This window comes from Streptomyces rishiriensis (assembly GCF_030815485.1).
Classification (GTDB): Bacteria; Actinomycetota; Actinomycetes; order Streptomycetales; family Streptomycetaceae; genus Streptomyces; species Streptomyces rishiriensis_A.
The window spans coordinates 5941583-5954457 of record NZ_JAUSWV010000002.1; the positions used below are offsets into that span (position 1 = coordinate 5941583).

The following is a 12875-nucleotide window of genomic DNA, read 5'->3' on the forward strand; positions in this document are numbered from 1 at the left end:
CGTGCGATGCTCGCCCCCGTGGAGACCCGGTCCGTCAGCCCCGTCTTCGTCGGTCGCGCCGACGAGTTGCACACCCTGAACGACGCGCTCTCCCGCGCCGCCGCGGGAGAGCCGCAGGCGCTGCTCATCGGCGGTGAGGCCGGGGTCGGCAAGACCAGACTCGTCGAGGAGTTCGCCGCGGCCGCCCACCGCTCGGGCGCCGTCGTCGCGCTCGGCGGCTGCGTCGAGATCGGCGCCGACGGACTGCCGTTCGCCCCGTTCTCCACCGCACTGCGCGCCCTGCGCCGAGCCCTGCCGGACGAACTGGCCGCCGCCGCGGCCGGCCAGGAGGAGGAACTCGCCCGGCTGCTGCCCGAACTGCGGCAGACGGTCCCGCCACGACGTCACGAAGAGGAGGGCATGGCCCGCCTCTTCGAACTCACCGCCCGTCTCCTCGAGCGCGCCGCCGCCGAGCGCACGGTCGTGCTCGTCCTGGAGGACCTGCACTGGGCCGACGCCTCCACCCGCCACCTGCTGTCCTACCTGCTGCGAACCCTGCGCACGGGCCGCCTCGTCGTCCTCGCCACCTACCGCGCGGACGACATCCACCGCCGCCATCCGCTGCGCCCGCTGCTCGCCGAACTCGACCGGCTGCGCACCGTCCGGCGCCTCGAACTCGCCCGCTTCACCCGCGACGAGGTCTGCCGCCAGATCGCCGGCATCCTCGCCGCCGAACCCGACCCCGCCCAGGTCGACGACATCTTCCAACGCTCCGACGGCAACGCCTTCTTCGTGGAGGAACTCGCCGTGGCGGCACACGAAGGCTGCTGCACCGGCCTCACCGACACCCTGCGCGATCTGCTGCTCGTCCGCGTCGAGGCACTGCCCGAGAGCGCTCAGAAGGTCGCCCGGATCATCGCCGAGGGCGGCTCCACCGTCGAGTACCGGCTGCTCGACGCCGTCGCCCGGCTCGCCGAGGACGAACTTCTGGAGGCACTGCGCGCCACCGTCGGCGCCAACATCCTGCTCACCACCTCCGACGGGGACGGCTACCGGTTCCGCCACTCCCTGGTCCGCGAGGCCGTGAGCGACGACCTGCTCCCCGGCGAACGCGCCCGTCTCAACCGCCGTTACGCCGAGTCCCTCCAGGCCGACCCGACCCTGGTCCCCGCCGACGAACGCGTCATGCGACTGGCCAGCTACTGGTACCACGCCCACGACCCGGCCAAGGCACTCCCCGCTGTCCTGGACGCCTCCGTCGAGGCCCGTTGCCGACGCGCCTACAGCGAGCAGCTCCGGCTCCTGGAACGGGCGATGGAACTGTGGGAGGCGGCCCCCGAGCACATCCGGGCCGCCCTGCGCCCCGTCGACTACACGGAGGCCTATCCCCCTCCGTCCGCGCCTGAACGGCGTGGGGGAACCCCGAGCGGCTCCGATCCGGACTCCACACCGCTGCGCTACCTCGACCTGATGGCCGAGGCCGCCGTCGCCGGCCGCTACTGCGGAGAACGCGAACGCGCCCTGAAGATCGCCAAGCGGGCGCTGCGCCTACTGCAGGACGAGGACGACCCCCTGCGTTCCGCCTGGTTCTGGGTGCAGCGCTCCCGGCTGACCCACTCCCTGGGCCGGGGCAGCGGCCGCGAGGAACTGGCCACCGCCCGGACCTGTTGCGCGGCCTGCCGCCCAACGGGGTGCACGCCGAGGTGCTCACCCACATCGCCAACTGGTCCTACGTCCATGTCCCCGGTCCCGAGGCCTACGGCGCCGCCGAACGGGCCGTGGAGTACGCCCGCATGGTCGGCGCCCGCGAGACCGAGCTCAACGCCCGCCAGATCCTCGGCGTCCTCATGGTCGACGCCGGTCACATCGAGGCCGGCCTCGCGGAGCTGCACGAGGTGAGAGAACGGGCGCTCGCCGAGGACACCCCCTCCGTCGCGCTGAACGCCTACGTCAACCTCCCCTCCGAACTGGAGGGGATCGGCCGCTCCCGGGAGGCGGTGCCGATCCTGGAGGAGGGCCTGGCCTTCGCCAAACTGCACGGACCGCCCGACACCGAGGCCTGGGTGTGGGGGAACCTCGCCGAGTCCCTGTTCTCCCTGGGCCGGTGGGACGAGGCCGACCGTGCCTGCACCGCCGCCGGACAGCTGGGCCAGGGGGTGGCGATCCGGGGCTGTCACGCCTCCCTGCGCGCCGAACTCGCCCTCGCCCGCGGCGACCTCAGCGAGTCCGCACGCCGACTGGCGGCGGCGCAGGGCTATGTCGGATCCCATGAACACGCCCCGCAGAACCACCTGCCCCTGACCCGTCTCGCCATCGGACTCGCCGCGGCCCAGGGCCGCCCGCTGGACGCCCGCGCCCATGTCGCGGGCGCGCTCGAACGGGACCTCCGGCCCGGCACCCAGCGCTACGCCTGGCCCCTGCTGCTCGCCGCGGCCTCCGCCGAGGGCGACGCCCGGGCGGCTTCCGCCGCCGGCCCCGGCCGCGCCGACGCCCTCGACCGCATCCGGACGGCAGCCAAGACGCTCGCCACGGTCGCCCCCGTCTGGCAGGCACACGAACGCTGGGTCCGCGCAGAGCTCCTGCGTGCGGAGAGCCGCGCCGACCCGGAGGACTGGGCCGAGGTGGTCGCCGCCTTCGAGTGCCTGGAGCGGCCCTACGACCTCGCCCGCACCCGGCACCGCCTGGCCGAGGCCCTCCTCTGTGCCGGCGGCGACGACGAACGCGACCGGGCCGCCGAGCTGCTGCGCCTCGTCCACGCGGTCGCCGCCCACCTCGGCGCCCGTCCCCTCGCCGAAGCCGTCACCCGGCTCGGACGGCGTGCCCGCCTGTCCCTGACGTCCGCCACGGGCCCTGCGGACACCCCGGCGGGTGCCGGCGATCCGCTGACGACGCTGGGCCTGACCAGCCGGGAGCGCGACGTCCTGCGTCTGGTCTCGGCCGGCCGCACCAACCGGCAGATCGCCGAGGTGCTCTTCATCTCCCCGAAGACGGCGAGCGTCCACGTCTCGAACATCCTGTCCAAGCTCGACGTGTCGGGCCGCGGCGAGGCGGCGGCGGTGGCCCATCGGCTGGGGCTGTTCCCGCCGGGAGCCGAGGAACGGCTGATGGCGCGATAATGGGGCAGGCCACCCCGGAGGAGCCGTACAGGCGACCGACCGCGAACCGGCCCGGCATGGGAGAACGATGTTCAACGCATTCGAGGACCTCTTCGCGCCGGGCCGCAAGCACACCCGGGACGAGCAGAACCGGCTGGAACTGACCCGGGAGGACGTCGGCGACGGTGATCCCGGGCACGGGCCGATAGACCTCGCGTCCGGAAAGGTCGTGGTGCGGCCCTCCGAGCCCGCGGCGGAGGACGAGTGAGACGGCTCAGGTCACCTCGAGCTCCAGGATCCGGTCGTCCCCCGGCTCGGGGTCGCCCCGGCCGTCCGTGTTGCTGGTCGTGACCCACAGCTTGTCGCCGCCCGCAGACACCACCGTGCGCAGCCGACCGTACTCGCCCTCGAGGAAGGCCTGCGGGTCCGCCGAGGCCGCCGTGCCCCTCAGCGGGACGCGCCACAGGCGCTCCCCCCTCAGCCCGGCCATCCAGATCGAGCCCTCGGCACAGGCGATGCCGCTGGGCGAGGCCTCGTCGGTGTGCCACTGGGCCATCGGGTTCCGGAACTTCGGGTCCCCGGTCTTTCCTTCGGCTGCCGGCCAGCCGTAGTCGGCGCCCGGCACGATCGCGTTCAGCTCGTCCCAGGTGTCCTGGCCGAACTCCGCGGCGAAGAGGCGCTGCTCGGCATCCCAGGCCAGCCCCTGCACGTTGCGGTGTCCGTACGAGTACACGGGGGAGTCCGGGAACGGGTTTCCGGCGGCCGGCTCGCCCTCGGCGGTCAGCCGCAGGATCTTGCCGCCGAGGGACTTCTTGTCCTGGGCCAGGCCCCGGTCGCCGCTCTCGCCGGTGCCGACGTAGAGCAGCCGGTCGGGACCGAAGGCGATCCGGCCACCGTTGTGGATCATGCCCTTGGGGATGCCCTTGAAGACCGTGTCGGGCGCCCCCAGCTGGTCGCCGGAGGGGCGCGCGGGGTCGTAGATCATCCGGACGACGCGGTTGTCCGAGGCAGAGGTGAAGTACGCGTAGACCATGTGGTCCGACGCGTAGTCGGGGGAGAGGGCGAGGCCCAGCAGGCCACCCTCGCCTGCCGCCGACACCCCCGGCACCTCGCCCAGCTCGGTCTTCCTGCCCGTCTCCGGATCCACCCGGGTGATCGTGCCCTCGTCACGTGAGGCGACCAGGAGGCCGCCCTCGGGGAGCGGCGCGAGGCCCCAGGGCGTGTTCAGGCCCTCGGCGACCGTGCGCACCACCTCGACGGTGCCCTTCGCGGGCGGGGTCATCTCGGCGGACGGGGAGGCCGCGGCCGCCGTACGGCTCGGGGACGCGCTGGGCGAGGCGCCCGAGGACCCCCCGGCGTCGGAGGAGCAGGCCGCCGTCATCAGCAGAGCACTCGCGGCCAACACGGCTGAAACAGCTCGACGTTGCACGATCCTGGTCCCTTCGACGCGGCGGTTCCTGCGGCGGGCTTCATCTGTCCTACGTCGCCCGTGCCCCAGGGGTTCCCGATCCGGGCCGTCGCGACCCGAAAGCGGGACTACTCCCACGACCCCTGGGCCCCGGGCAGCTCCGCCACCTCCGTCAGATCCTGCGGCGTCAGACGCAGGCCCGCCGCCGCCGCGTTCTCCGCCACCCAGCGTTCCCGCTTGGCGCCCGGCACCGGGATCACGTGCCGGCCCTGCGCCAGCACCCAGGCCAGCGCCACCTGCGCGGCCGTCACGGCCTCGCCGTGCCGCGCGGCGACGCGGCGCAGCCCGGCGACGATCGGCTGGTTCGCGGCCATCATCTCGGCGGTGAAACGAGGGTGCCGGGCGCGCATGTCGTCCGGTTCGAAGCCCTGGCCGGGGGTGAGGGTGCCGGTGAGGAAGCCGTTGCCGAGCGGCATCGCGGCCAGAAAGCCCACCCCCCGTGCCTCGCACCAGGGCAGCAGGGCGCCCAGCGCCTCGCGGGACCACACCGACAGCTCCGCCTCCACGGCGCTCACCGGGAAGACCTGCTGGACGCGCCGCAACTGCCGAATCGTTCCGTCGTACAGGCCGCCGGACCGGCGACCACCCCGGGCGCCCACCGCGCACAGCCCCAGCGCGCGCACCTTGCCCGCCCGGACGAGTTCCGCCATCGCGCCCCAGGTCTCCTCGACCGGGACCTCGGGATCGGCCCGGTGCAGCTGGTAGAGGTCGATGACGTCCGTCTGCAGGCGTCGGAGCGAGGCGTCGCAGGCCCGTTTCACGTACCCCGGCCGGCCGTTCGCCACGATGTGCTGCTCACCGACGAGCAGACCGACCTTCGTCGACACGAACGCGTCCCCGCGCCGCTCCTTCAAGGCCCGCCCCAGCAGCAGTTCGTTGGTGAACGGGCCGTACATGTCGGCGGTGTCCAGCAGGGACGAACCCGCGTCCAGCGCCCGGTGCACCGCCCGGAGCGACTCGTCGCCCCGCTGCCGCGACCCGCTGTACGCCCAGCTCATCGGCATGCACCCGAGACCCACGGCACCCGCCTCGAGCGCCCCCGCGCCGATCGTCCTGCGCTCCACCTGCCCGTGACCCTCCCTCACCCGAGCCCCCAACCTAACCTCTGCACCCGCGCGTACCTGACATAGCCTCCTGACCATGAGCGCTGACGTCTGGCTTCCCATCCCTCCGGAAGAGATCGAGGGCCTCCCGCAGGGGCCGAACTACCGCTTCTGGAACGGAGCGGAGGACTACCCGGCGGACCCGGCCGACTGCCTCTTCTACGTCGTCCCCTACATGAAGCCCGCCGCCCTCGGGCAGCGGCCGCTGCCCGAGATGACCTCACTGGAGGTCGTCCAGACCCTGTCCGCGGGCATCGACCACGTGGTGCCGGCCCTCGGCTCGCTGCGTCCGGGCGTGCGGCTGTGCAACGCACGGGGAGTGCACGAGGCGAGCACGGCCGAACTCACGCTCACCCTGGTCCTCGCGTCGCTGCGCGGGATCCCCGACTTCGTCCGGGCCCAGGACCGGGGGGAGTGGCTCAGCGGGTTCCGGCCCGCGCTCGCCGACAAGAACGTGCTCATCGTCGGGTACGGCTCCATCGGCTCCGCCATCGAGGACCGGCTCGTGCCCTTCGAGGTGGCGCGGGTGGCGCGCGTCGCGCGCTCCTGGCGCACGACGGCGCGCGGTCCGGTGCACCCGATAGCCGAACTCCCCGCCCTGCTTCCCGACGCGGACGTCGTGATCCTCTGCACACCGCTGAACGAGAGCACTCTCGGCCTGGTCGACGCCGACTTCCTGGCCCGGATGAAGGACGGCGCGCTGCTCGTGAACGTGGCCCGCGGCGGGGTCGTCGACACCAAGGCCCTGCTCACCGAAGTGGAGAGCGGCCGGCTCGGCGCGGCGCTGGACGTCACCGACCCCGAGCCCCTGCCCCCGGGCCACCCGCTGTGGAACGCGCCGGGCGTTCTCGTCAGCCCGCACGTCGGCGGACCCACCTCCGCCTTCCTGCCCCGCGCCGTGCGCCTGCTGGTGGACCAGTTGGGCCGCTTCGTGAACCGGGAGCCGCTGCGCAACGTGATCCTCACTACGGGCACGGCGGACGGATCGTGACGGCCGGGGCGCTCGCGTAGGCCGGTTCGAGCACCCTCCGCAGTCCCCCGGACGCGGTCCGTACCCCTTCCGGGCGCATATGCCGATGATCGTCACGCAGCGTAGAGGAACTATGTCCCTGAGTGACGAGACTGGTGTATCGTCCCGACAGGGGCTACGCCGCGCACTTCGGCGTCAGGGATGCACATTTCAGACTTGTGAGGGGGGCGACGGGCGATGCACGGCCTATGGACGAACGATCCGACGCGGCGGAGCCGTCGGCGGCGACCCTGGCGCTCCACCACGCGCCGACCCGGGCACGGCAATCACCCCGGCCGTCACCGCCACCGGCACGGCGGCCACGGGAAGCACGCGCCACCGGCGGTCCGGGACCCGAGGGATCCGGGAGTGACGCGGACCGGGAGGACCCGGTGAGTCCGCCGCCGACCTCCACGCCCCTCCTCGACGGAGTGCCGCGGACACAGCCTTCGGCGAGGACGCCGCGCACCGCGCGGCCGTCCACCGGCGGCGCCGGGACGAACCTGGCCCAGCAACTGCTGCTCGCCCTCCTGTGCGGGGGATACGCCATCGGTTCCGCGGTGGGCTGGGGCTCCGACCGACTGGCGCTGATCATGGGCGACTTCGGGCTGGCGGGGGCGGCGGGCACCGCGGCCGTGTCCTGCTTCCTCTACGCGCGCGGACGCCGCGTCCGGTTTCGGCCCGCGTGGCTGCTGTTCTCGATCTCCTCTTCGATGGCGGCCCTCGGCAACCTGGTCTGGGGGTGGTACGAGGTGGTCCTCGGACGGCCCGTGCCCAGCCCCAGCCTCGCCGACCTGTTCTTCCTCTGCTTCGCACCCCCCGCCATCGTGGGACTGCTCGTGCTCGCCGCCCGACCCATGACGAAGGCGGGCTGGGTCTGCCTGGCCCTGGACGCCTGGCTGATCGCCGGTTCGCTGCTCACCCTCTCCTGGAGCCTCGCGCTCGCCCAGGCGGCGAAGTTCGACGGACCGAGCGTGGCGCACGCCGCGCTGTCGCTCGCGTACCCGCTGCTCGACATCGCCCTGGTGAGCATGGTGCTGGTGCTGCACTTCCGGCGCACGGCGGTGAACCGCACGGCGGTCAACACGGCCGTCGGCGCACTCGCGCTGACCGTCATGTGCGACGCCCTGTTCACCTCGCCGCTGCTGCACAACAACTACCGCTCGGGCCAGCTCCTCGACGCGGGCTGGTTCGCGGGTTCGCTGCTTCTGGCGTACGCGCCGTGGGCCGCCTCCCGCGGGCAGCGGTCGGCCGCGAATGAGGGGCACACGCGTGTGGTGCACGAACACGTACCGGGCCAGCGCCCCACAGGGCGCCCCCACGGGCCGTCGCGCCCGGCGGCCGCAGCGTCCGCGCCGGCGTCCGCGCACCCCTCGGCCCAGCGCCCCGACCAGGCGCCTCCGCAGGGAGGCGACCACAGCCGGTATCCGGTCACCCGGCCCATCACCGGTTCCCTGGCCGCCCTCACGCCCTATCTCGCCGCGGCCGTCTGCACCCTGGGCATCCTCTACAACGTCCTCAACGGCCGCAGCGTCGACCGCGTGGTGCTGCTGACCGGCGGCACGGTCGTGCTCGCCCTCGTGGTGCGCCAGGGGATCATGCTGCTCGACAACATCACCCTCACCCAGGAGCTGGCGCAGAAGGAGAACCACTTCCGCTCCCTGGTGCAGGGCTCCAGCGACGTCATCATGATCGCCGCGCCCAGCGGCGTCCTGCGCTACGTCTCCCCGGCCGCCGCCGGGGTCTACGGCCGGCCGGCCGAGGACCTGGTGGGTTCCGAACTGGCCGACCTCATCCACCCCGAGGACCTGGGCTGCGTGGTGCACGAGGTACGCCGCTTCCTCGCCGCCGTTCCCTCGGAGGAACCCACCACCCGCATCGAGTGCCGGTTCCGTTCAGGCGACGGCGGCTGGCTCAACGTCGAGTCGACCGTCAACCGCCATCACGGCGGCCTGATCTTCAACAGCCGGGACGTGACCGAGCGGGTGCGGCTCCAGGCGCAGCTCCAGCACAACGCCGAACACGACCCGCTCACCGACCTGCCCAACCGCGCCCTGTTCACCCGGCGCGTCCAGCAGGCCCTGTCCGGCCGCCGCAGCTCCGACCGGGGCATCGCGCTGCGCAACACGGCGGTCCTCTTCATCGACCTCGACGGGTTCAAGGCCGTCAACGACACGATCGGTCACGCGGCCGGCGACGAACTGCTGGTCCAGGCCGCCCGCAGGCTCCAGGACGCGGTCCGCAAGGGCGACACCGCCTCCCGGCTCGGCGGCGACGAGTTCGCGGCCCTGATCGTCGGCGACGGCACCCGCGACCGCGCCGCCAGGGAACGCCACATAGTGGAACTCGCCGACCGCCTCAGGCTCACGCTGTCCCAGCCGTACCTCATCGACGGGAACGAGGTCCGGGTCGCCGCCTCCATCGGGGTCGCCTTCGCCGAAGCCGGTCTGGGCACCGGCGAGCTGCTGCGCAACGCCGACCTCGCCATGTACCGGGCGAAGGCGGGCGGCAAGGGCCGGGTCGAGCTGTACAGGCCGCAGATGCAGCAGGACGTCGTACGCAAGGCGGAGCTGGCCACGCGGCTGCGTGCCGCGCTGCACGACGGCGAGTTCGCGCTGCTGCACCAGCCCGTGGTGCGGCTGGAGGACGGCCGGATCTCGTCGGTCACCGCACAGGCCCGCTGGCGCTCCTCGCAGGGGGTGCTCTTCACGCCCGCCGAGTTCCTGCGGGTGGCGGAGGACAGCGACAAGACGGCCGAGCTCGGGCGCTGGGTGCTGGAGGAGGCCGTCGAACAGGCCGCCGACCGGGCCGCGAGCGGGCTCACCCTGCCGGTGGTCGTGCGGGTGGGCGCCCGCAGGCTGCTGGACCGGTCGATGCCGCTGGGCTCGGTGGAGGCGCTGCTGACCCGGCACGGGCTGCCGTCGGGCTCCCTGGTGGTGGAGCTCTCCGACACCGACCCGAGGGTGCCGCTGGACGAGCTGGAGCGCCGTCTGGGCGCACTGCGGCGCCTGGGGGTGCGCATCGCCCTCGACGGCTTCGGCAGCGGCTACGCGGCCCTCACAGCGCTGCGGCGGCTCCCCGTCGACGTGCTCAGGCTCGACCGCTCGCTGGTCGAGGGGGTCGTCGAGTCCGCTCGGCTGCACAAGATCACCAGTGGTCTCCTGCGGATCGCCACCGACCTCGGGCTCCAGTCCGTCGCCGAGGGCGTGGATCTGCCCGAGCAGGTGGTCGCCCTGCGCGCGATGGGCTGTACGCACGGCCAGGGCATGGCGTTCTCCGGACCGCTCGACGAGTACCGGCTGCGCCGGGCCCTCGCCCACGGCCGCTATCCGGTGCCGCACGGTCCGGCCGAGCCCGCTTTCGCGGGCGGTGGCGCGGGGGTGTACACCGGTGGTGTCCACGCCGGTGGCGTCGCCGGCGGTGTCACGGCCGTCCTGGGGAGCGGAAGTGTCCTTCGCTCACATAATGAGACTCCCGTCCCACCCACTTGACAGTCGGTGCGCGCCGGGGGGAGGGTCAATGCCATGCGCACCCGAATTCTCGTACTTGGAAAGCGCGTCGGCTGAAGTTGGTGACGCTCCGGACGGACCCGGAACTCCCAGCGACCCACACCCGGCGCGCTCCCCTCGCTTGCCTTTTGGCACGAGGGGTTTTTTGTTGCACAAAACCCGCCGCGGCATTCGTGCCGCAGCCCTGAAAAACCCTCAGTAAAACCCTCAGCATCGAGAAGAGAATGCCGATGACCGAGCAGGCCACCGGGGCCCATCCGCAGCCGCGGCCCCGATCCGGAGGACAGCACTCCGCGACCGTCGAGCACGTGACGGGTGCGCAGTCCCTCATCCGTTCTCTCGAGGAGGTCGGCGCCGACACGGTATTCGGCATTCCGGGCGGCGCGATCCTCCCCGCCTACGACCCGCTGATGGACTCGACGAGGGTCCGCCACGTCCTGGTCCGCCACGAGCAGGGCGCCGGTCACGCGGCCACCGGATACGCGCAGGCCACCGGCCGGGTCGGGGTCTGCATGGCCACCTCGGGCCCCGGCGCCACCAACCTGGTGACCCCGATCGCCGACGCCCACATGGACTCGGTGCCGCTCGTGGCGATCACCGGGCAGGTGGCGTCGAAGGCGATCGGCACGGACGCCTTCCAGGAGGCGGACATCGTCGGCATCACCATGCCGATCACCAAGCACAACTTCCTGGTCACCAAGGCCGAGGACATCCCGCAGGTCATCGCGCAGGCGTTCCACATCGCGTCCACCGGACGGCCCGGCCCGGTCCTGGTCGACATCGCCAAGGACGCCCTCCAGGCGAAGACCACGTTCTCCTGGCCGCCCACCATGGACCTGCCCGGCTACCGTCCGGTGACCAAGCCGCACGCCAAGCAGATCCGCGAGGCGGCCAAGCTGATCACCGCCGCCAAGCGCCCGATCCTGTACGTCGGCGGAGGCGTCCTCAAGGCCGGCGCCACCGCCGAGCTGAAGGTCCTCGCGGAGCTGACGGGCGCGCCCGTCACCACCACGCTGATGGCGCTCGGCGCGTTCCCCGACAGCCACCCGCTGCACCTGGGCATGCCGGGCATGCACGGCTCGGTGGCCGCCGTCACCGGTCTGCAGAAGGCCGACCTGATCGTCGCCCTCGGCGCCCGCTTCGACGACCGCGTCACCGGCAAGCTCGACAGCTTCGCGCCCTACGCCAAGATCGTGCACGCGGACATCGACCCGGCGGAGATCGGCAAGAACCGGGCCGCCGACGTGCCGATCGTCGGCGACGCGCGTGAGGTCATCGCCGATCTGGTCCAGGCCGTCCAGAAGGAGCACAGCGAGGGTCAGCAGGGCGACTACAGCGCCTGGTGGAAGGACCTGAGCCGCTGGCGCGAGACCTACCCGCTCGGCTACGACCAGCCCGCCGACGGTTCGCTCTCCCCGCAGCAGGTCATCGAGCGCATCGGGCAGCTCGCCCCCGAGGGCACGATCTTCGCGGCGGGCGTCGGCCAGCACCAGATGTGGGCCGCGCACTTCGTCCAGTACGAGAAGCCCGCCACCTGGCTGAACTCCGGCGGCGCGGGCACGATGGGCTACGCGGTCCCGGCCGCGATGGGCGCCAAGGCGGGTGTCCCGGGCCAGACCGTCTGGGCCATCGACGGCGACGGCTGCTTCCAGATGACCAATCAGGAGCTCACCACCTGTGCCCTGAACAACATCCCGATCAAGGTCGCCATCATCAACAACGGCGTCCTCGGGATGGTCCGCCAGTGGCAGACCCTGTTCTACAACCAGCGCTACTCCAACACCGTGCTGCACAGCGGTCCGCAGGCCGCCGTGCCCGACGGCGCCTCCGCCGCGGGCAAGCAGCCCAGCGCCGGCACCCGCGTCCCGGACTTCGTGAAGCTGTCGGAGGCCATGGGCTGCTACGCGATCCGCTGTGAGTCCCCGGACGACCTCGACAAGGTCATCGAGGAGGCGAACTCCATCAACGACCGTCCCGTCGTCGTCGACTTCATCGTCCACGAGGACGCGATGGTGTGGCCGATGGTCGCCGCCGGCACCTCCAACGACGAGATCCTGGCCGCCCGGGACGTCCGCCCCGACTTCGGCGACAACGAAGACGACTGAGCGAGAGAGACGTAAGAAGACATGTCCAAGCACACGCTCTCCGTCCTGGTGGAGAACAAGCCGGGCATCCTGGCCCGGATCGCCGCCCTGTTCTCCCGGCGGGGCTTCAACATCGACTCGCTCGCCGTCGGCGTCACCGAGCACGCCGACATCTCCCGGATCACGATCGTGGTGAGCGTCGACGCGCTGCCGCTGGAGCAGGTCACCAAGCAGCTCAACAAGCTCGTCGAGGTGCTGAAGATCGTCGAGCTGGAGCCGGGACACGCCGTTCACCGCGAACTCGTTCTGGTGAAGGTGCGCGCCGACAACGAGACGCGCTCGCAGATCGTCGAGATCGTCCAGCTGTTCCGCGCCAAGACCGTCGACGTCTCGCCGGAGGCCGTGACGATCGAGGCCACCGGCAGCAACGACAAGCTGTCCGCCATGCTCAAGATGCTGGAACCGTACGGCATCAAGGAGCTGGTCCAGTCCGGCACGATCGCCATCGGCCGCGGCGCCCGTTCGATCACGGACCGGTCGCTGCGCGCTCTCGACCGGTCGGCGTAAGTACGTAACCGGTCGTCGCACGAACGGATCCGGGCGGCCGGTGATCACCGACCGCCCGTAT

7 protein-coding genes and 1 pseudogene are annotated in these 12875 nt (G+C 72.2%); 6 read left to right on the top strand and 2 right to left on the bottom strand.

The window, feature by feature from the left end; translation table 11 throughout:
* The first annotated feature begins 6 nt into the window (after positions 1–6).
* Positions 7–3095 (top strand): annotated as a pseudogene (locus QF030_RS29070) (helix-turn-helix transcriptional regulator).
* A 67-nt stretch (positions 3096–3162) separates the two neighbouring features.
* Complete coding sequence (locus tag QF030_RS29075; RefSeq protein ID WP_307165543.1) at positions 3163–3342, top strand: DUF6191 domain-containing protein; 180 nt, start codon at positions 3163–3165, stop codon at positions 3340–3342.
* A gap of 6 nt (positions 3343–3348) precedes the next feature.
* Here QF030_RS29075 and QF030_RS29080 read toward each other — a convergent pair whose 3' ends face one another.
* Together QF030_RS29080 and QF030_RS29085 are read right to left on the bottom strand one after the other, a co-directional pair.
* Complete coding sequence (locus tag QF030_RS29080) at positions 3349–4455, bottom strand: PQQ-dependent sugar dehydrogenase (protein WP_307167731.1); 1107 nt, start codon at positions 4453–4455, stop codon at positions 3349–3351.
* A gap of 155 nt (positions 4456–4610) precedes the next feature.
* On the bottom strand, positions 4611–5606 hold the full coding sequence (locus QF030_RS29085; protein WP_307165544.1) for an aldo/keto reductase: 996 nt from the start codon (positions 5604–5606) through the stop codon (positions 4611–4613).
* A gap of 76 nt (positions 5607–5682) precedes the next feature.
* Here QF030_RS29085 and QF030_RS29090 point away from each other — a divergent pair, with 76 nt between their 5' ends.
* From QF030_RS29090 to ilvN, 4 genes are all read left to right on the top strand, one after another.
* Positions 5683–6636 carry a 2-hydroxyacid dehydrogenase gene (locus QF030_RS29090; RefSeq protein WP_307165545.1) on the top strand — a complete coding sequence of 318 codons (954 nt, stop codon included), beginning with the start codon at positions 5683–5685 and terminating at the stop codon, positions 6634–6636.
* Between the two features lie 410 nt (positions 6637–7046).
* Positions 7047–10145, top strand: coding sequence for a putative bifunctional diguanylate cyclase/phosphodiesterase (locus tag QF030_RS29095; protein WP_307165546.1), 3099 nt, complete (start codon positions 7047–7049; stop codon positions 10143–10145).
* 242 nt (positions 10146–10387) lie between these two features.
* Positions 10388–12268, top strand: a complete 1881-nt coding sequence (locus QF030_RS29100) for an acetolactate synthase large subunit (RefSeq protein WP_307165547.1) — start codon at positions 10388–10390, stop codon at positions 12266–12268.
* A 21-nt stretch (positions 12269–12289) separates the two neighbouring features.
* Complete coding sequence (gene ilvN, locus QF030_RS29105; RefSeq protein ID WP_307165548.1) at positions 12290–12814, top strand: acetolactate synthase small subunit; 525 nt, start codon at positions 12290–12292, stop codon at positions 12812–12814.
* Positions 12815–12875 lie beyond the last annotated feature (61 nt).